Origin of the sequence: Flavobacterium sp. H4147 (assembly GCF_029360735.1) — a bacterium.
Taxonomy (GTDB): domain Bacteria; phylum Bacteroidota; class Bacteroidia; order Flavobacteriales; family Flavobacteriaceae; genus Flavobacterium; species Flavobacterium endoglycinae.
Genome location: NZ_JARKNB010000003.1, coordinates 372,749 through 394,127, shown reverse-complemented (window position 1 = coordinate 394,127; position 21,379 = coordinate 372,749). Strand labels below are relative to the sequence as shown.

The following is a 21,379-nucleotide window of genomic DNA, read 5'->3' as shown; positions in this document are numbered from 1 at the left end:
TGTTCGAGTAAATTGGACGAATTATTTGGTAATAGTGTTAAAAATACATTTATATATAAATTATAGATGCTTAAAATTAACTGCCTAATAATTTTTTACCAAAAAAAATCAAAATATTAAATAATGCGTTTGAATTCATTTACTAAAATCCTGAGCTTCTTTTTAATCCTCTGCGTTTCGTATTCTATAAATGCTGCTGAAATATGGGTTTCTCCAAAAGGGAACGACAAAAACTTGGGAACAAAAGAAAGTCCGCTGGCAACGGTTCATATGGCGATGAGAAAAGCCAGAGAGCTTCGCCGTTTAAAAGATGCCTCTGTAAAAGACGGTATTCGTATCATTGTAATGAATGGAACCTATTATTTAAACGAACCTTTGTTTGTAAGACCAGAAGATTCTGGAACAGCAGATAGTCCGACTACAATTGAAGCCGATTTAAATGCAAAACCCATTATCAGCGGCGGAATCGAAATTAAAAACTGGACAAAATCAACAACTATTATTAACGGACTTAAAAAAGGCACTGTTTGGGTAGCTGATGCTCCTAAAAATGCTGGAAATATTATCGATTACAGGCAGTTGTGGGTAAATGGAAAAAAAGCCGTAAGAGCCAAAAATACTTCCGGAACCACAATGGAACGTATTCTGTCTTGGAATCACGAAGAACAGACTTGCTGGATTCCGTTTAAAGATAAATCGGTTAAGTTCGAACCGGGAATGGAAATGTTTATTGTACAATGGTGGTCAAATGCCAACCTGCGTATCAAAAATATAGAAGTGCAAAAAGACAGTGCAAAACTTTCGTTTGAAGAACCAGAAAGCCGTATTCAAAGCGAGCACCCATGGCCTGCACCGTGGATTTCTAAAAATAACGGAAATTCGGCTTATTTCTTAAACAATGCTTTTTCGCTTTTAAACGAACCTGGAGAATGGTATTTGGATAAGAAGAATGCTAAAATCTATTATATTCCAAGAGCTGGTGAAGAAATTAATTCGGTAACGGTTACTGCGCCAGTTTTAGAAAATTTGGTTGAAGTAAAAGGAACAATCGATTCTCCTGTGCATCATTTTAGATTTAAAGGAATTTCGTTTCAATACAGCAATTGGCTTCGTCCTTCACAGCAAGGTCACGTGCCGTTGCAGTCTGGTTTATATTTATTAGACGCTTATAAATTGAAACAGCCAGGAACTCCAAATCAGGCGAATTTAGAAAATCAAGCTTGGGTTGGAAGACCTCGAGCAGCGGTTGAAGTAAATTATTCGAACAATATTCAGTTTGAATCCTGCCGTTTTGAACATTTGGCTTCGACTGGTTTAGATTTAAATAAAGGAACCAATCACAATAGCGTAAAAGGAAATTTATTTAAAGATATTGGCGGAAGTGCCATCAATGTTGGGATTTTCTCTGAAGAAGCTTTTGAAGCGCATTTGCCTTTAATTATAAAAGATGAAAGAGAAATGTGTTCTGATGAAGTCATTGCTGATAATTTAATTACCAACGTTACCAATGAAGATTGGGGAACTTTGGGCATCAGTGCTGGTTTCGTGAGAAATATTACGATTGAACACAATGAAATTTCAGATGTATCGTACTCTGGAATCGCAATGGGTTGGGGTTGGACACACACACCAAACGTAATGCAGAACAATAAAATTTTAGGAAATAAAATTCATCATTACGCGAAACATTTACACGATGTTTCTGGAATCTACACACTTTCTGCACAGCCGGGAAGCCGAATCGAAGAAAACTATATTGATAAAGTTTACAATAGTCCGTATGCGCACGATCCGTTTTTATGGTTGTATTTATATACTGATGAAGGTTCTGAAGGTTTTACAATTAAAAACAACTGGATTGCCGAAAAGAAAATCCTTAAAAACCATAACGGTCCAAAAGGAAATATTTGGGAACACAACGATCCTTATGTAAGTACAAAAATTAAAGATGCTGCAGGAATTAGAGCACCTTACAAAGAGTTGGAAAAAGAAGTGGTTATTGACGAAAAATGGGGATTGCAGGAAATGCCAAAACCGTACGCGATCGAGTTGATAGGTGCTGATTTTGATATCGAGAAAATCAAATCGACTTTAGTTGGATTTAGAATTGTGGGTCAGGAATTGTACCAATGGAAAAATCATTTGGTGATTTACGGAAAAATGAATCAGCCAGAAAGAACCAAACGAAAACTGGCGGGCGTTTTTCCTTCTTTAGAAATTAAAATCTATGAAGATCTGGTTTACGATTTCCAAAACTTCGAAAGATGTAAAGATTCTAAACCAGCATCAGATTGGGAAAATGTGGTTTTAACAGCCAATCTTCCTGCTGATGAAAAACTACAGAAAGAATATGTGGAATATCACAAAACACAATTCGAGAAATGGCCAGAAGTAGCTAAAGGTTTCTGCAATGCCGATTTCCAGCAATTGCAAGTCTTTAAGAAAGATCGTCAATTAATCTTGGTAATCAGTATTCCGAAAGGAGAAAGTCTGGATAAACTAAATCCGAAAACAACACAAAATAATCCGCGTGTAGACGATTGGAATGCCTTAATGAAAAAATACCAAAGCGGAATCGATGGGACAAAACCAGACGAAACTTGGATTTTCTTAAACAAAGTAGAAATGAAATAAATATTATTAGCCACGAATTCACGAATTATTTTTTTACAATCTAAACTGAATATTAATTCGAATTATTCGAAAAAATAATCGCAAATATTTTCAAAAAATAATTCGTGAATTCGTGGCGGAAAAAATAACTATCAAAACCCTAAAATAACAACCAATGTTAAAAATAGCCATTCTGGGACTTGGAGAAGGACGAAGCACCATGTCGGCGGCTTTTACAAGTTCAAAATTAGAACTTGTAAAAGTGTGCGACAGAAATGAAGAAATCTGTAAACAGAGAGCCAAAGAATTTGATTTTCATTCGTACACCACCAATTACGATGATTTACTAAACGACGCATCAATTGATATTATCGCAATTTATACGCCAGACCACTTGCACGCACAACACGTAAAACAAGCGTTGTTAAGTGGAAAACATGTCGTTTGTACAAAACCTTTTATCGATGACCTTTCTGATGCTAAAGAGCTTTTAGAATTAAGTAAATCAACAGGAAAAAAGGTTTTCATTGGACAAAGTTCACGTTTCTTCGAACCCGCCAAAAGACAAAGAGCCGATTACGAAGCAGGATTAATTGGAGATTTAATTACCATTGAAGCGCAATATCACGCCGATCACAGATGGTTTTTGAAGAAAGAATGGTCTTTATTGCAATCTTTTAAATGGTTGTACGGAGGTTTGAGCCATCCTGTAGATTTCATCAGATGGTATCTTCCAAACATTCAGGAAGTAATGGGTTACGGAATGATCAGCGCTAACGGACAATCGGCAGGATTGAAAAATGAAGATACGATGCACTTTATCTTCAAAGCAACAGACGGAAGAATTGCCCGTGTAAGCGGTGTTTATACTTCGCCAACGCAGCCAGCACAACGCGACAGCGGTATGAGTACAATCTTAAGAGCAACAGAAGGAGCAAGCCAAGCCGATTATCATGAATTGCGTTATGCGATTACAGATAAAACGGGCGAAGAAAAAGTAATTACTTGGGGCGACAGCACTTTAAAATATTATTTCCGTTTTGAGGGGCAGAGTCATCACGGCGGAGAATATCAGAACTATTTAGAATATTTTGTAGACAGTATTGAACAAGGTTTCGAAGCGTATCCAAATATGGAAGAAGGAATTGGAACCGTAGCTTTATTGCAAGCAATGGACAAATCGCTGCAAACTGGAATGCCGGTTAAAATTGCCGATATTCTTAACGAATACGGACTATGAACAGTATCTACGATAAATTAACGACACTTGATTTTGTAATTGTGGCTGGTTATTTGGTCGCATTATTAATCATTGGTTATGTGGTAAGTGTCAAGCAGCGAAAGAAAGACGAAACGCTTTTCTTGGCTGGAAATTCATTAAACTGGTACAGCATCGGGTTTAATATGTGGGGAACCAATGTAGGCCCGTCTTCTTTGTTAGCCTTTGCGAGTATTGGTTACGCGACGGGAATCGTAGCAGGAAATTTCGAATGGTATGCTTTTGTTTTTTTACTGCTTTTGGCGATGGTTTTTGCACCGCGTTACATTGCGAGTAAAGTAAGCACAATGCCCGAATATATGGGAAAACGTTACGGTGACAGCACTCAAAACATCTTGGCTTGGTACGCTTTGGTAAAAATCTTGGTAAGCTGGCTTTCTTTAGGATTATTCAGTGGAGGCGTTTTAGTGCGTCAGATTCTGGGAATTCCGATGTGGCAGAGTGTTACCGTTTTAGTGATTTTCTCTGGAATTTTCACTTTTGCTGGAGGATTAAAAGCAATTGCTAAAGTCAATGTTTTTCAGATGATTTTATTGATTGTAGTTTCCTTAACGCTTTCGTATTTAGGATTGCAGAAAGTGGGCGGAATCGAAGCTTTATTAGCAAAAACACCATCTAATTTTTGGAATTTAGTTCGTCCTTCTGATGATGCAAGTTATCCTTGGCCTGCCATTTTATTAGGATATCCGGTTGCAGCGGTTGCTTTTTTCTGTACCGATCAATCGATGGTGCAGAGTGTTCTGGGAGCGAAAAATTTAGAACAAGGACAACTTGGAGTTAACTTTATTGGGTGGCTGAAAGTAATGGCGCTTCCGTTATTTATTTTACCTGGAATTTTGTGCTACGCTTTATATCCAGAATTAGGAAGCAACTCCGATTTGGCTTATATGACGATGGTTACAAACCTTTTTCCAAGCGGAATGAATGGTCTGGTAATCTGCGTCATGATTGCGGTTTTGGTAGGAACAATTGGTTCTTCGCTGAATGCTTTAAGCACCGTTTTTACGAATGATATTTATGTAAAGAAAATCAATCCGACAGCGACTATTAAAGATCAAATTAGAATTGGACGTTTAACAATTGCTGCAGGATGTGTATTTGCGATTTTGATTGCCGTTGCGATTGACAATATCAAAGGACAGAATTTATTCAACATTTTTCAGGCGGTTTTAGGTTTCTTGGCGCCTTCGTTATCTGTTGTGTTCCTTTTGAGTGTTTTCTGGAAACGCACCACTAAAAAAGCCGTAAATGCAACGCTTTCTTGGGGTTCTGCTTTTAGTTTGTTTGTTGGAGTTTTATATCTATGGATTTTCCCAGCCGATAAATATCCATTTTGGCCTCACTTTTTATTGATTTCGTTTTACATTTTTGCTGTGCTTTTAATTGCTGCAGTAATTATTTCTTTAGTAGACAGAAATCCTGAAGTTAATGTTTCGGATGAAACGGATATTCCTAAAACTAGTAAGAAAGTGAAGTTGTTATTTGGATTGTTGGGATTGACAATCTTTGTTTTATATCTAATTTTTAATTTCCATTAATATTAAAATCGCTTGCAAAGTCGCGAAGTCGCAAAGTTTATTAGAGCTTAGTCTTTGCGACTTTGCGAGAGAGATTAAAAAAAACTCTTTTTCGCAAAGAATCTAAAATATAGCCCAAGGTTTCAACCTTGGGAAACGTATGATTGCGGATTTGCATTGCGTTCCCAAGGTTGAAACCTTGGGCTATGTTCTGAAAAGGATTATAAATAAAAAAGCAGATAGTTTTCAATCTAGAAAACTATCTGCTTTTTTATGAATTGCCTCCAGTTTTAACTGTAGGTATGGAGCAAGAATAGAAAAAGGCTTTAGCCAAACAATGGATATTTGGCTAAAGCCTTTTCATCTTTGCATTAATCTATCATCCAGCTAAAGCTGGACGCAATTGAATATTTAAAATAAACTTTGCGACTTGGCGCCTTTGCGAGATTGATTTGATCCCTTTTTTAAGAAATGAATTCAAACATAGGAAACGTATCATTGCGGATTTGCATTGCGTTCCCAAGGTTGAAACCTTGGGCTATGTTTTGAAAAGGATTATAAAAAACAGATAGTTTTCAATCTAAAAAACTATCTGCTTTTTTATGAATTGCCTCCAGTTTTAACTGGAGGAATTGGGAAAGAATAGAAAAAAGGCTTTAGCCAAACAATGGATATTTGGCTAAAACCTTTTCAGCTTTGTATTAATCTATCATCCAGCTAAAGCTGGACGCAATTGAATATTTGAAATAAACTTAGCGACTTCGCGTCTTTGCGAGATTTAAAAAAGCTTTACCCAAAAATAGATATTTAGCTAAAGCCCTTTGGACTTTTATTAATAAAGCTCGACGCAATTAAATATAATTTCAATAAACTTTGCGCTTTAGCGACTTTGTGGCAAATCTCTAAAAATTAAGCCTTTTTTCGTCCTTCAATATTCGGCAAGAACCCTGTAATAACGCCAATTAAAGGCAAGAAGGCACAAATTTTAAATACATATTCTATACTCGTTGCATCGGCGATTTTTCCTAAAACAGCAGAACCCAATCCGCCCATTCCGAAAGCGAAACCAAAGAAAAGACCCGCTACTAAACCAACTTTTCCGGGCATTAATTCAGTTGCATATACTAAAATTGCAGAGAAAGCAGAAGAAAGAATCAATCCGATGATTACAGATAAAGTTCCAACCCAGAATAAAGAAACATAAGGCAACATCAAGGTAAAAGGGGCAACTCCAAGAATAGAAACCCAGATTACATATTTACGTCCGAAACGATCTCCAATTGGCCCGCCAATTAAAGTTCCTGCCGCAACAGCTCCTGAGAACAAGAATAAATACACTTGCGATTGTTGAATCGAGATGTGGAATTTATCAATCAAAAAGAAAGTATAATAGCTCATAATACTGCTCATGTAGAAGTATTTAGAGAAAATCAAAACCAATAGAATAATTAACGAAGCAATCACACGGTTTTTAGATAAATGATGTGTTTCAATTTTCATTGCAGTTTTATTCGCATTTCTTTCAGATAAATGTTCTGTGTACCAAATTGCAATTCTGTACAAAGCAAAAACGCCAATTAAAGCAATAATACAAAACCAAGCCACATAACTTTGTCCGTTTGGAATGATGATAAATGCGGCTAATAAAGGTCCGATGGCACTTCCTGCATTTCCTCCCAACTGAAAGATCGACTGAGCCAGCCCTTTTTTTCCGCCCGAAGCTAAGTGCGCTACACGAGACGATTCTGGATGGAAAATCGATGATCCAATTCCGATCAAACTTACAGATAATAGTAAAAAAACAAAATTAGTTGCAATAGAAACCAGAAATAATCCAGTCATTGTAAAACACATTCCAACAATTAGAGAATAGGGTTTAGAATTTTTATCAGTATACATTCCCACAAAAGGCTGCAGGATTGAAGCTACGATTTGATAGGTAAAAGTGATGATTCCGATCTGACTAAAGCTCAGTCCGAAATTGTCTTTAATAAGCGGATAAATTGACGGAACAACAGCTTGTAAAAGGTCATTGATTAAATGAGAAAAGCTGATTATAAAAAGTATCGAATACGTCGTTTTTTTAATTACTTCTGGTTGTACTTTAACGGTTTCCATGAGTGTTTTTTAGGTTAATTTTAATTTTAGAAATTGTAGTGGCACTAAATTTTTTACAAAATTGAAACAAATTAGAATGTCAAAATTGCTATATTTGGACAATGAATAATCAAATTCGGACATATAGAATGGCACAGGATTATGGATACCAAGTAAATCCATCAATACCTGTTATTGGTTATACAGAAATGGTAAACAACGAAATGTGTATCTCGCATTCACATCCTAGAGGCCAATTAATTTATGCAACACGTGGCGTAATGAACGTTGTTGTTGGCAATCATATTTGGGTCGTGAATCCGTTGCAGGGTTTATGGCTTCCTAGTGGAGTCGAGCATCAGGTGACTTTTCAGAAAGACGTTAATTATTATAGCGTTTTTGTGGATCCGTCTGTAATGGAAGGATTGCCAGAAAACAGTTTTTCGTTTGATATTCCGATGTTTTTGAAGCAATTGGTTTTTAAAATCATTTCTTTTGGAACAAGCGGCAACTTAACTGATTCGCAAAGAAGAGTAATTGCCGTTTTTCTAGACGAATTAGCTTTAATTGTTCCAAGCGCCACTTTCCTGCCAACCACAAATAACGAGAGACTTCAAAAAGTAGTGGAACTTTTAATGAATGATGTTTCAAGCAAACAAACAATCGATTATTATGCTGAACTTTCTTTTATGAGCAGTCGTACTTTGTCGCGTCTTTTTATCAAAGAATTAGGAATGAACTTCAGCGATTGGCGTACAAGAATGAAATTACTGGAAGCCATTAAAAGATTAGGCGAAAAACAATCGATAAAAGAAATCGCACTTGATTTAGGTTACGAAACGGCTAGTGCTTTTATTTATATGTTTAAAAAGCATTTGGGTACAACGCCTTCTAACTATATTTTAGAAGATGAAAATGAATCTGAAAAACTGATTGCTTAGATTTTAAATGTGCAATTGAACGCTGATGAAACGGATTCGCTATCGCGAAAACGCGGATTGATGCGGATTTTTTATTTTTTAAACACATAGAATCATAGTCTTTCTTGTGTGTGAAAAAGGCGTTTCACTTATCTAAATACACATAGCTATGTGTTAATGACTAGTCATTTTTTGATCGGCTCTAAATTCTTTAAGTATTTAAAAAATCTATGTTTCTATGTGTTTTAAAAAAAGGACAGAATGAAAAATCCGTTTTTATCAGCGTCTTTACGAAGTAAATCCGTTTTCATCTGCGTCCCATAAAAATCGCGACATCATTTTTTTTAATACTAAAAAAGTGATAACTCGTAATTTTTCCCTTAAAAAATTATCAAAAAGTAGTGTTTTTTATGAAATAGCAGGATAGTACAGGGTGTCAAATGTGACGAGAACACTTATCTTTAGTCCCAAAATAAACTTACTATGTTAAACCGCTGTTCCATTTTTAAACTTTTATTGGTTCTTATTATTTTCTGTCCTTCTGATTTTTTGTTTGCTCAAGAGAAATCAAAAGAAGCGACATGGATTTGGTACCCAGGCGATTTCGAAGTTTGGTTAAGCAATAAAATGCAAGTAAGACGTACAGAACGCGAAGCAGTATTTCCGCCACTTTGGCAATATTATAGCCCTTATGCTTTGGTAACTTTTCAAACCGAAGTAGATATTCCAAAACCAGATGAAGTAAAAATTTTCTCAGAAGGACCTTTTCAATTGCTTTTGGATGGTGTTCAAATTTACGGACAGCCAAAATCAATAACAGTTCCTGCCGGAAAGCACAAAATTTCCTTTAAAGTTTACAATCAAGAAGTGTTGCCGGCTATTTATATTTCTGGTCAATATGTGAAATCAGATGCTTCTTGGAAAGTAACCAACGAAGATAAACTTTGGATTGACGAAGCTGGAAAGGCACAGCAATCGGGTACGCCATGGGTTCCTGTTGGTTCATGGAATTTTGATTCAGCCCAGAATAAACCTTCTGAATTTAAATTAACAACAAAACCTTTAAGCGCAAAAAAGACAGAAAAAATTGAAGGAGGCGAGTTGGTGGACTTTGGAAAAGAAACTTTTGGTTACATCAAAATTCACGGTTTAAAAGGAAAAGGCAAAGTAGCGCTTTATTACGGCGAATCGCGTGAAGAGGCTTTGGATTCTGCCAAATGCGAAACATTAGATCATTTGTCTTTTGACGGTAAACAATCTGAAACTTATACGCATAATGAATCAAAAGCATTTCGCTATGTTCAAGTACAAGCAGATGCAGGAATAAAATACGATTCGATTTCAATGCTTTACGAATATTTGCCATTAGATTATCGTGGCGCGTTCAAATCTTCAGATCAATTATTGAATAAAATTTGGGACGTGTCTGCTTATACGATGCATTTAACTTCTCGCGAATTTTTTATCGACGGAATCAAACGTGACCGTTGGGTTTGGTCTGGTGATGCATATCAAAGTTATTTGATGAATTATTATTTGTTCTTTGATTCGCCTTCTGTAGAACGAACGATGTCAGCACTTCGCGGAAAAGATCCTGTAACGGCTCACGTAAATATCATTATGGATTATTCGCTGTATTGGTTTGTGGGTGTTTATGATTATTATTTGCACACAGGAGATACAAAATTTATTAAAACTTATTATCCAAGAATGAAATCATTGATGGATTTCTGTTTAGAGAGAAGAAATAAAAACGGATTTCTAGAACCATTAGAAGGCGATTGGGTTTTCATTGATTGGGCCGACGGATTGCCAAAAACAGGCGAAGTTAGTTTTGAGCAAATGCTTTTAGCAAGAAGTTTAGAAGCAATGGCGGTAAGTGCTGAAATCGCAGGTAAAAATGAAGACCAAAAACAATATCAAAAATTGGCTGCTGATTTAAAAACCAACTTATTTGATGTCTTTTGGGATAAAAAAGAAAACGTGATGAAGCACCAGCGCATCGACGGTAAAATGCAGAATATTGTAACCAGATATGCTAATATGTTCGGTATTTTCTTCAATTATTTTACTGAAGAACAAAAACAAAGCGTAAAAAATAAAGTGCTGCTCAATAAAGATGTTCTTCAAATTACAACGCCATACATGCGTTTTTATGAATTGGAAGCCTTATGCGCCATGGACGAACAGAAATTTGTATTAAATGAAATTCGCGATTATTGGGGCGGAATGCTAAATCTGGGAGCTACATCATTTTGGGAAAAATACGATCCAAAACAAAGCGGAAAAGAACATTTAGAAATGTACGGTCGCCCTTATGGAAAAAGCCTTTGCCACGCTTGGGGAGCAAGTCCGATTTATTTGCTTGGAAAATATTATTTAGGTGTAAAGCCAACTGCTCCAGGATATTCAGAATATGAAATCAAACCAAACTTAGGAGGTTTAAAATGGATGGAAGGAAAAGTGCCAACACCAAACGGAGAAGTTGCCGTGTATTGCAGCACCAAAGAAATTAAAGTAAAAGCTGGCGAGGGAGAAGGAAAATTAATTTTCAAAAGTGCAAGCAAACCAAAAACAAACTTTGGAACGATTACAGAATTAGCAAAAAATAAATACCAGCTGATCATAAAACCAAATGTGGAATATGTGGTGAATTATAAGGCGATTTAATTTCTTAGTTGCCAGTAATTAGCCCATAGTTATCGCCCAATTTCTCCTTTGTCGGAATGACATAAAGCTCAAAAAAAATAAAAACCAATGTTTTCAATAAGTACCAAATACAATTTCAAATTAAACACAACCATTTTCTTTGTGCTGGCATTTTGCGTTCAAGTCACAGCCCAAAATACCGCATGGAAACCAGCTTCATTCGAAATCATAAAATCAAATTACAAGACTTTCAAAACGACTCAATACGCTCACGTTTTTTCAGGAAGCAAACACAATATTGTTCGTTTAGCACAAGAATTGCAAGGGGTGACAGGAATTGAACTTCCCTTAGATAAATATAAAAACGGAACAAATACTCCGTTACAATTAAAGTTTAAAGAACCTGTAACAGTTTTAGTTGGAGTTTTTCAGGATAAAAATGCTGATTATCTTCAAGCTGAGAATTTTAAAGATGCCAAATTGGTTTTAGAAAATGGAGTTACAATTACGGGATTACCTGCAGTAAATGTTTATGCACTTTCTTTTTCAAAAGGAAATCAAACTATAAATCCAAACGGGAGAGGATTATTTGCCATTTTGGGCGTTGTAAAAGCTTTCGAAAATCTAAAATCAAGAGATGTAAAATTACCAGACGGAAAACTTTGGAACCCAACTTTTATTGTTGAAGGATTTTCAGATGAAAAACCGCTTTTCGAAGTTATCGGCGGAGAAAATAAACCCGTTATTGATGAAGGAATGTCAGGAACTGATGGAATTCAAGGAGGTTTTGAAGGTGGACGTGTAGTAAAAGTGGATGATACCTATCACATGTTTCCAACCGAAAGAGCAGGAGAAAAAGGCGTTGATTACTATTATGATCGTGTAAAAACCAAAATCGGACATTGGACAAGTAAAGATGCCATTCATTGGAAAAGAGAATCGACCATCTATCAAGCAAGCGGAACTTATGCCGTAACCGAAGATGATAATCCAATGAATGATCGTCGTGCTGCAATTTGGTCGTATATGCCTGTTTTTAATGAAAAAGCAAATAAATGGTACGGCTATTATTTGGCGTATACGGTGAGTAAAGAAATAGAACCGAATCACTCATTTGGAAGAATCTGGCGTTGCGAATCGACTGTAGACGGAATCAACGGAATTGGTGGTCCGTACAAAGATATGGGAATTATTATGGAACCAGGATTGGATTCTCAACCTTGGGAAGGACGTCAAGGTGTTGCTTCTTTTTTTCCATATCAAGTGGGCGACAAATATTTCGGATTTTACAGTGGCGCGTATCCCTTTAACTCTTGGGCAGATTATCCAAAGAAATCAGGAAAAGGCTGGTTTGTGGCTTTAGCCGAATCCAAAAGTTTAGAAGGGCCTTGGTTGAGAATGAACAAAGGTTTGGAGCCCATTAAAACCATGCATCCGCTTTTTGTTGAAAATCCAATTGTCAGCCAATTACCCAACGGTCTGTACATCGCGATTTTCGACGGAGGTCCAGACGGCTGGGGACATCATTTGCCAAATATGATTGCGTATTCATTATCGGCAGATGGTATTAATTGGTCAGAAGCACATTATCTGCCAATCGAAACCAAATTAGACAAGTGGTGGGATATTATGAGAACCCCGCTGTGCTTAATCCCAGAAGGAAATGATGTTTACACTATAGTTTATAATGCAATCGATTTGAAAAGAAGATTTCATCCAACAGGAATGGTAAAAGTAAAATTGAACAAAGATGTGATGGAATCGAAGTTAAAAGAATTGAAGAAGTAAGTCGGGGTAGAAGAAAGAAGCAAGAGACAAGATTTTTTTGAGAATAGAATATAGAATATAGAGAAAAGAAACTTTGCGCCTTAGCGACTTTGCGAGAGCTAAAAAACTAAGCTTAAAAATAATCTCGCAAAGACACAAAGTCGCAAAGAAAAAATAAACTTAGAGTCTTAGAGCCTTTGTGGCAAAAAGCAACCAAAAACATAACCAAGAAAATGAAAATTAAATATCTTCTTATTACTGTTTCAGCGCTTTTTATAAGCAGTTGTGCAACCAAATACAAAAAAAGAGAAATCACCAATAGCGTCATGCAGGAAATTTACGAAGAAGTAAAAACGCCTTACAAATACGGTTTGGTGATGATGCCAACAGACAACTCTTATAAAATGGATTGCCCGAGTGTTTTTAGAAAAGACGGAAAATGGTACATGACCTATTTGATTTATGACGGAAGAGGTTATGAAACTTGGTTAGCAGAAAGTGATAATCTTTTGGACTGGAAACATCTAGGAAAAGTAATGTCGTTCTCAGAAAATGAAAAACACTGGGATGTTAACCAAAAAGCAGGATATATTTCGTTGCAAGACTTAACTTGGGGCGGAAGCTACGAATGGGAAAAATACAATGACAAATACTGGATGAGTTATTTTGGTGGAGACAGCAAAGGTTACGAAGCAGGAGTTTTATCAATCGGAATGGCTTATACGAAAGAAGCTCCGACAAAACCACACGAATTTCAAAGATTAGAAAATCCAGTTTTAACACCAAAAGATAAAGATGCTAAATGGTGGGACAATAGCACAATGTATAAAAACAGTGTAATTCGCGATAAAGATAAATTAACCGGACACAATTTCATCATGTATTACAATGCCCGTGGTGATAGTATCAATCCTGCGAAAGGCGCAGAGCGTATTGCGATGGCAGTATCAAACGATATGAAACACTGGGAGCGTTATGGCAATAAGCCTTTAATTAACCATCATAAAGGAATCTCAGGAGATGCTTATATTCAGCGTATTAACGATACTTGGGTAATGTTCTATTTCGGAGCTTTTTGGACGGGTTGGAATCAAGGCGCATTTAACCGTTTTGCGGTTTCAAATGATTTAGTAAACTGGACTGACTGGAAAGGCGAAGATTTGATTAAATCATCTGAACCTTACGACGATTTGTTTGCGCATAAATCTTTTGTGGTAAAACACGATGGCGTTGTGTATCATTTCTATTGTGCGGTTAACAAAGCAGAACAAAGAGGAATCGCAATCGCAACTTCTAAAGATTTAGGAAAAAGCAAATTGAATTTTGTGGCTCCGCCGGAGAAGAAAGTGAAAAAGTAGTTATTAGTTATGAAGAATAACTAGCACTCTTAACGAAAAATGACTCCGATAGGAGTCTTAGGTCGGTAGCAAAAAGATTAAGCCAATGCAAGTTTGTCCTGTAGGGACAATTGAACCAAATAATAATGAAACAAAATATAAAACCAATGTTGACGTCAAAAACAAAATACAAAAAGCGATTTTTCAAATTTAGATTTTTGACGTATGCATTTTACATTTTACTATTTACATCTTACACAATACAAGCACAATCCGTAACAGGAGAACCTGCAGGAGTTCCAGAACTTCATAAAAAATACGAATTTGCACCATGGGAAGATCCAACGATAACAAGCATCAACAGACAACCGTCAAGAACAACTGCATATTCGTACTCAAGTGTTGAAGATGCTTTAAAAGGCGACAGAACCAAAAGTCGAATCCAAATGCTAAACGGTGATTGGAATTTTAAATATGCAGTAAACTTAAAAGAAGCCTCAAAAGATTTCTATAAAAATACCGTTTCAGGTTGGGATAAAATCGAAGTGCCCTCCAACTGGGAAATGAAAGGCTACGATAATCCTATTTACAAAAGTGCTGTTTATCCGTTTCGACCCATAAATCCGCCTTATATTCCTAAAGATTATAATGGAGTTGGTTCTTACCAAAGAACATTCACCGTTCCTGAAAACTGGAAAGATATGACGGTTACGTTACATTTCGGAGCCGTAAGTTCAGGTTTTGAAGTTTGGCTGAACGGAGAATTTTTAGGATACGGAGAAGATAGTTTTTTACCGTCAGAATTTGATATTACGCCATATTTGAAAACAGGAGAAAATGTAGTTTCAGTTCGTGTAATTCGTTGGACAGATGGTTCTTATTTAGAAGATCAGGATCATTGGCGCATGAGCGGCATCCAGCGAGAAGTTTTCATTATGGCGGAGCCAAAATTACGTATTCAAGATTTCTTTGTTCAAACGAAACTAGACAAAGAATACAAAGACGCGATTTTCAAACTAAGACCCAAAGTTGAAAATTTGACGGGAGAAAAAATCAAAGACTACACGATGAATATTCAGTTGTACGATGCGAATAATACGGCAATATTCAAAGAACCGCTTCAAAGGCCTGTAATCGATTTAATCAACGAAAGTTATCCGCGTCTGGACAATGTTCGTTTTGGATTCTTCCAAGAAAACATTAAAAATCCTAAAAAATGGAGTTCAGAAGAACCGAATTTGTACACTTTGGTGATTTCGATAAAAGACAAAAGCGGAAATGTTACAGAAGCCAAAAGCTGTAAAGTAGGTTTCCGTTCGATTGAATTCTCGAAAGAAAACGGAAAAATGCTCATCAACGGAAAAGAAACCTATGTATATGGTGTAAACCGTCACGACCATCATCCGACAAGAGGAAAAGCCGTTACTAGAGAAGACATTAAACAAGATATTACAACGATTAAAAAGTTCAATTTCAACTTTATGCGTACAAGCCATTATCCAAACGATCCTTATTTTTATGAATTATGCGATCAGTACGGAATCATGGTAATGGACGAAGCCAACCAAGAAACACACGGAATTGGCGGTAAATTAAGCAACGATCCGCTTTGGACCAATGCTTATATGGAGCGTATGATTAGAATGGTAGAACGCGATAAAAACCACCCATCAGTGGTTATGTGGAGTTTGGGTAACGAAGGCGGAAAAGGGCCAAATCATGCTGCAATGTCGGGTTGGGTTCACGATTTTGATATTACTCGTCCGGTGCATTACGAACCAGCGCAAGGAAATGCGAGATTAGACGGTTATATTGATCCGCTTGATCCAAGATATCCTAAAACAATCGATCACGCTTACCGATTCGAAAACCCGCAAGATGATTCGTATGTCGATATGGTCAGCCGTTTTTATCCGGGCGTTTTCACACCAAAATTTTTAGTAGATCAAAAGAAAGATACTCGTCCGATTATTTTCGTAGAATATTCTCATGCGATGGGGAATTCAGTTGGAAATTTAAAAGAATTATGGGATGAATTCCGTTCGCTTCCAAGAGTTATTGGAGGCTGTATTTGGGAATTTAAAGATCAAGGTTTAGTGAAATTTGATTCAAGATCAGGACAGAATTATTTTGCCCACGGAGGAGATTTTGGAGAAAAATACCATGACGGGAACTTCAATACAAAAGGAATTGTAGATTCTAACGGAAAACCAAAAGGTTCGATTTTTGAAAATAAATGGGTCTATCAGCCAGCGGTTTCAACTTTAAATGGGAATCAATTAGAAATTAAAAATCGTCAGGCGGTTAAATCTTTACAAGGTTATATTCCAGTTTTAAAAGTATTGGAAAACGGAAACGTAATTAAAACTCAGATTTTAAAACCGTTAAAAGTAGAAGCAGGACAATCTACAACAATTGATGTAAGCTCATATCTTCCAAAGATGAAAAATGATGCCGAATATCTTTTGAATATTGAATTTCAGCTCTCAGCAGATGAACTTTGGGCTTCAAAAGGATATGTGGTTGCTGAAGATCAATTTCAGTTGAAAAAGAAAGAAACTTTGGTTTTGAATGCTAAAAAAGAAGCATTGAATGTTTCTGAATCGGATTCGGAATTTAAAATTAAAGGAAAGGCTTTTGATATTACGATTGGAAAAACAAACGGAGCTTTGAGTTCGTATGTTTTCAACGGAGAAGAACAGGTTTTTGCACCGTTGCTGCCTAACTTCGTAAGACCGCTTACAGACAACGACAAACGCGGATGGAAATCGCAAAAGCTGTTGAAACAATGGTACAAAGCAAAACCAAAATTGGTTAATGTGAAAATCGATAAATCGGCTTCTGAAATTAAAGTGATAAGCGATTACGAAATTATAAAAGACAGCGCAAACGTAAACGTAGTGTACAACATCAACCCAGATGGAGTGATAAAAGTAGATTACAGTTTAAAAGCTTCGGACAAACTGCCAAACCTTCCAAAAATCGGAATGCAGATGGGAGTTCAAAGAAAATTCGATCAGATATCTTGGTACGGAAAAGGAGAGTTGGAAAATTACAGCGACAGAAGTTTTGGTTCGTTTGTTGGTAAATATTCGCTTCCAATTAATGACTTTATCGAACATTATCCAAAACCGCAAGAAAACGGAAACAGATGTGATGTAAGATGGATGGCATTAACAACTCCGCAGAAAAATCAAGGTTTTATGGTAGTTAATGATGACAAAGTTTTAAGTATGAGCGCTTGGCCTTACACACAAGAAAACTTGAGTGGAGCGGGTCACACTTATGATTTAAAAGATCCAGGATTTTTGACGCTTAACATCGATTTAATCCAAATGGGAGTTGGTGGAAACGACAGTTGGACGATTGTAGCACAACCAATTGAACAATATCAGATTAAATCTGGAAACTATCAATATAGTTTTTATTTAACGCCTTTCAACGGTTCAAAAAATCAGTTGGAAAGTAGTTTGAAGAAGTTTAAGTATTAGATTAATTGACAATTAAAAATTAAAGATATAGTTTGTCATTTCGACGTAAGGAGAAATCACACGCGGGATTCGATACAGATTGAAGACAAGCTTTGAGAGCTTCTAGTGTGATTTCTCCTTACGTCGAAATGACAAAAATGCGTAGTACTAACAAATTATCAAACATAGCCCAAGGTTTCAACCTTGGGAAACGTAATGTAAAATCACGTTTCGTCCAATGGTTGAAACCATTGGCTATGTTATAAATATACCAAACCCGAAAGTTTCAAAAACCTGTTGGGTTTACAAACGAAATAAAACGATTAAAATGTTTCAAAAAAAACACCTCTTTTTTATCCTTCTTCTCGCAAGCTTCGTCTCTGCGCAGGAAGTCCATAAAAAAGAATCATTTCAGCCAACACTAGAATCCTCCAAAACTTGGGTGTATTGGTATTGGATGAAATCGGCCTATTCTAAAGTTGGAATCACGGCCGATTTAGAAGCCATGAAACAAAACGGAATTGCAGGCTCTTATTTAATGACCATTAAAGGGCCAGCAAATCCGCCATTGATAGATCCGCCAGTTTTACAGCTGACGCCTGAATTTTGGGATATGATTCGTTGGGCTTTCAAAGAAGCAGATCGTTTAGGTTTGAAACTCGCTTTTCACGGAGCCGACGGATTTGCGGTCGCAGGCGGTCCGTGGATTATGCCTGAAATGTCAATGCAAAAAGTAGTTTGGTCAACGACAGAAATTTTAGGAGGAAAAAAAGTCGCTTCAAAACTGCCAGTTCCAGAGCATTACAAAGATTATTATAAAGATATTGCAGTTTTTGCAATTCCGATAAAAGAATATGAAACTACTTCTCAGATTCAATTGCCGAAAGTAACGACATCAAACAACACTGATGCTTCGTTTTTGGCTGATCCGAAGAAAGACGAAAATTTCAAATTTGCAGAAGCAGGTTGGATTCAGTACGAATTTGCACAACCTTTTACTTGCAAATCAATCGTAATTGAAACCAAAGGAAGAGACTATCAAGCACAACGTTTGATTGTGGAAGTAAGCAATGACGGAATTCATTTTAAATTCCACGAAAGACTGATTGCACCGCGCCACGGCTGGCAGGATATGGATTATCCAAATACGCATACAATCGCACCAGTTACCGCAAAATATTTCAGATTTGTGTATAATCCAATTGGAACAGAACCAGGTGCAGAAGATTTGGATTTTGCCAAATGGAAACAAAATCTGAAAGTGAGTAAAATTACACTTTCTAATCAGTCCTTAATCAATAATTACGAAGGAAAATCAGGCGCAATTTGGCGTTTGACTCCAGAAACAACGGAGAAAGAAATTCCGAATTTAGATGCATTCAAAAAATCAGAAATTATCAATATTTCGAGTTTTGTGGATGCTGAAGGAAATCTAAATTGGAAAGCGCCAAAAGGAAAATGGAAAATTATCCGAATGGGACATACTTCTACAGGTCATGAAAATGCAACGGGCGGGGCAGGAAAAGGGTTGGAAGTAGATAAATTTAATCTCGAATTAATTCGTTTTCAACTAGATCATTGGTTTGGAGAAGCCGTTCGTTCTGCTGGTCCTGAATTGGCTTCAAGAGTTTTGGCAATTCTTCATTTTGACAGCTGGGAATGCGGAAGCCAGAACTGGTCTTCGGTTTTTCAGGCTGAATTTAAAAAGAGACGCGGTTACGATATTGTCGAATATCTTCCTGTAATGGCTGGAATTCCAATAGAAAGTGCCGATTTCTCTGAGAAAGTTTTATACGATGTTAGAAAAACAATTGGCGATTTAGTGGCAGATAATTTCTACGGAACTGTCGCTCAAATTGCCAAAGAATATAACGTTAAGTTAAGTTCTGAAAACGTTGCGCCAACCATGATGAGCGATGCTTTATTGCATTATAAATATGTCGATTATCCAGGAGGTGAATTTTGGCTGAAAAGCCCAACGCACGACAAACCTTTTGATATGGTGGATGCCATATCGGGCGGACATATTTATGGTAAAGACATTATTCAGGCTGAATCTTTTACGGCTTTGCGAATGGATTGGAACGAACATCCAGGAAATCTAAAAACGACAGCAGATCGAAATTATGCTTTGGGAATCAACCGTTTATTTTATCACGTTTTTGTACATAATCCGTGGACGGATAGAAAACCAGGAATGACTTTAGACGATATCGGAACTTTTTTTCAAAGAGATCAAACGTGGTGGAAACCCGGAAAAGCTTGGTTTGACTATTGCCAGAGAGTACAATTTCAATTGCAAAAAGGAAAACCTGTCATTGATTTGGCGGTTTTTATCGGAGAAGATTTTCCGTCACGTTCTTTTGTTCCAGATCGCTTAGTGCCATTTATTCCGAATGTTTTTGGAAAAGAAAGGCTTGAAAGCGAGAAAATTCGTTTAGAAAATGAAGGTCAGCCAACAGCAAAAATGCCGAAAGAAGTGACGTATTCTAAAAATATAACCGATTTGTCGCAATGGATTAATGCTTTAAATGGTTATCAATATGATTCATTTAATGCTGATGTTTTAATCAACAGAGCAAAAGTCGTAAACGGAAAAGTAACTTTTGAAGGAGGAATCGAATATGGAGCTTTACTGTTTCCGGGAAGCCATAAAATGGCGCCGAATAAAATGTTGTCTTTGGCTTCCGCCGAAAAAATCCTGCAATTGCTAAAAGATGGAGCAACGATTTTTGTGGACGAAAAACCAACTATTCAACCGGGAATTCAATCAGAAGCCGATCAAAAGAAATGGCAGAATTTGATTGATGAGATTTGGAATAATTCCAATTCCACTTCATGGAAAATCGGAAAAGGAATGGTTGTCAAATTACCTTATTTAGGGAACGATTTTGCTTCAATCGGAATCACTCAAGATGTTTATTTTCCAAATTTAAACAGAGCCGATTCAGAAACAATTGCTTGGGCACATAGAAAAGCCGATAATGAAGAAATCTATTTTCTTTCGAATCAAAAAGAGCAAAAAAGAACATTTGATGCTTCATTTAGAATAACTGGAAAAGTGCCACAATGGTACAATCCCGTTACGGACAAAACATCGGCTTTAGCCAATTGGAAAATAGAAAATGGAAGAACAAATGTTTCTTTAACTTTAGAAGCTAACGAATCTGGTTTTGTAATTTTTAAAGATGAAACGAAAGAAGTTTTGGCTCAAGGAAAAACAGCTGAATTTGAAAAAGTTCAGGTTTTAGATGAGAATTGGGAACTTCAATTCGATCCAAAATTCAAAGGTCCGAAAGAAGTGGTAAAAACAAATAAACTGTTTGATTGGAGTACTTCAGAAAATGATCAGATTAAGTATTACGCAGGAACCGTAATTTACAAAAAAGAGTTTATTTGGAAAGGAAAAGACACCGACAAAATCTGGCTTGATTTAGGTGAAATCGCCAATATTGCAGAAGTTTCAATTAATGGAAAAGATTGTGGAACACTTTGGACTTTTCCATTCAAAACCAATATTTCGAACGCCTTACAAAGAGGAAAAAATACAATTGTAATAAAAGTAACGAATACGTGGGCAAACCGATTAATTGGTGATCAAAAATTGCCAAAAGAAGAGAGGTTGACATGGACAACAGCGCCATTTAGATTGGAAGGAAATCCATTGCTAAAAGCGGGATTATTGGGACCAGTAAGTATTGTAAAAGAAAAATAATTTTTTTTCGCCACG

At 36.5% G+C, this 21,379-nt stretch carries 10 protein-coding genes; 9 read left to right on the top strand and 1 reads right to left on the bottom strand.

Annotated features, from left to right (window positions below; translation table 11 throughout):
- Positions 1 to 123 precede the first annotated feature (123 nt).
- The 3 genes from P2W75_RS15790 to P2W75_RS15780 all read left to right on the top strand — a co-directional run bounded on the left by P2W75_RS15790 (position 124) and on the right by P2W75_RS15780 (position 5,430).
- Positions 124 to 2,634: an L-rhamnose mutarotase gene (locus P2W75_RS15790; RefSeq protein WP_276381218.1), complete on the top strand. Its 2,511-nt coding sequence runs from the start codon at positions 124 to 126 to the stop codon at positions 2,632 to 2,634.
- A gap of 154 nt (positions 2,635 to 2,788) precedes the next feature.
- On the top strand, positions 2,789 to 3,853 hold the full coding sequence (locus tag P2W75_RS15785; protein WP_276381217.1) for a Gfo/Idh/MocA family protein: 1,065 nt from the start codon (positions 2,789 to 2,791) through the stop codon (positions 3,851 to 3,853).
- The gene (locus tag P2W75_RS15780; protein WP_276381216.1) at positions 3,850 to 5,430 is read left to right on the top strand and encodes a sodium:solute symporter; all 1,581 of its coding nucleotides are present in this window, start codon (positions 3,850 to 3,852) and stop codon (positions 5,428 to 5,430) included. Before P2W75_RS15785 ends, P2W75_RS15780 begins: the two co-directional genes overlap by 4 nt.
- An 888-nt stretch (positions 5,431 to 6,318) precedes the next feature.
- Here the strand turns inward: P2W75_RS15780 and P2W75_RS15775 are convergent.
- Positions 6,319 to 7,527, bottom strand: coding sequence for an MFS transporter (locus P2W75_RS15775; protein WP_276381215.1), 1,209 nt, complete (start codon positions 7,525 to 7,527; stop codon positions 6,319 to 6,321).
- 128 nt (positions 7,528 to 7,655) lie between these two features.
- Here P2W75_RS15775 and P2W75_RS15770 point away from each other — a divergent pair, with 128 nt between their 5' ends.
- From P2W75_RS15770 to P2W75_RS15745, 6 genes are all read left to right on the top strand, one after another.
- Positions 7,656 to 8,447 carry a helix-turn-helix transcriptional regulator gene (locus tag P2W75_RS15770; RefSeq protein ID WP_276381214.1) on the top strand — a complete coding sequence of 264 codons (792 nt, stop codon included), beginning with the start codon at positions 7,656 to 7,658 and terminating at the stop codon, positions 8,445 to 8,447.
- 462 nt (positions 8,448 to 8,909) lie between these two features.
- Positions 8,910 to 11,096: an alpha-rhamnosidase gene (locus tag P2W75_RS15765; RefSeq protein ID WP_276381213.1), complete on the top strand. Its 2,187-nt coding sequence runs from the start codon at positions 8,910 to 8,912 to the stop codon at positions 11,094 to 11,096.
- Between the two features lie 87 nt (positions 11,097 to 11,183).
- Positions 11,184 to 12,863 carry a hypothetical protein gene (locus P2W75_RS15760; protein ID WP_276381212.1) on the top strand — a complete coding sequence of 560 codons (1,680 nt, stop codon included), beginning with the start codon at positions 11,184 to 11,186 and terminating at the stop codon, positions 12,861 to 12,863.
- 212 nt (positions 12,864 to 13,075) lie between these two features.
- Entirely contained in the window at positions 13,076 to 14,200 is a 1,125-nt protein-coding gene (locus tag P2W75_RS15755) for a glycosylase (protein ID WP_276381211.1), read from the top strand.
- Between the two features lie 125 nt (positions 14,201 to 14,325).
- The gene (locus P2W75_RS15750) at positions 14,326 to 17,670 is read left to right on the top strand and encodes a glycoside hydrolase family 2 TIM barrel-domain containing protein (protein ID WP_276381210.1); all 3,345 of its coding nucleotides are present in this window, start codon (positions 14,326 to 14,328) and stop codon (positions 17,668 to 17,670) included.
- 307 nt (positions 17,671 to 17,977) lie between these two features.
- Positions 17,978 to 21,364 carry a glycosyl hydrolase gene (locus P2W75_RS15745; RefSeq protein ID WP_276381209.1) on the top strand — a complete coding sequence of 1,129 codons (3,387 nt, stop codon included), beginning with the start codon at positions 17,978 to 17,980 and terminating at the stop codon, positions 21,362 to 21,364.
- Positions 21,365 to 21,379 lie beyond the last annotated feature (15 nt).

Excerpts from the sequence above, each read along its gene's own strand:
- P2W75_RS15760 (WP_276381212.1), top strand. The coding sequence starts at position 11,184 with ATGTTTTCAATAAGTACCAAATACAATTTCAAATTAAACACAACCATT.
- P2W75_RS15765 (WP_276381213.1), top strand. The coding sequence starts at position 8,910 with ATGTTAAACCGCTGTTCCATTTTTAAACTTTTATTGGTTCTTATTATT.
- P2W75_RS15770 (WP_276381214.1), top strand. The coding sequence starts at position 7,656 with ATGGCACAGGATTATGGATACCAAGTAAATCCATCAATACCTGTTATT.
- P2W75_RS15745 (WP_276381209.1), top strand. The coding sequence starts at position 17,978 with ATGTTTCAAAAAAAACACCTCTTTTTTATCCTTCTTCTCGCAAGCTTC.
- P2W75_RS15790 (WP_276381218.1), top strand. The coding sequence starts at position 124 with ATGCGTTTGAATTCATTTACTAAAATCCTGAGCTTCTTTTTAATCCTC.
- P2W75_RS15785 (WP_276381217.1), top strand. The coding sequence starts at position 2,789 with ATGTTAAAAATAGCCATTCTGGGACTTGGAGAAGGACGAAGCACCATG.
- P2W75_RS15775 (WP_276381215.1), bottom strand. The coding sequence starts at position 7,527 with ATGGAAACCGTTAAAGTACAACCAGAAGTAATTAAAAAAACGACGTAT.
- P2W75_RS15750 (WP_276381210.1), top strand. The coding sequence starts at position 14,326 with ATGAAACAAAATATAAAACCAATGTTGACGTCAAAAACAAAATACAAA.
- P2W75_RS15755 (WP_276381211.1), top strand. The coding sequence starts at position 13,076 with ATGAAAATTAAATATCTTCTTATTACTGTTTCAGCGCTTTTTATAAGC.
- P2W75_RS15780 (WP_276381216.1), top strand. The coding sequence starts at position 3,850 with ATGAACAGTATCTACGATAAATTAACGACACTTGATTTTGTAATTGTG.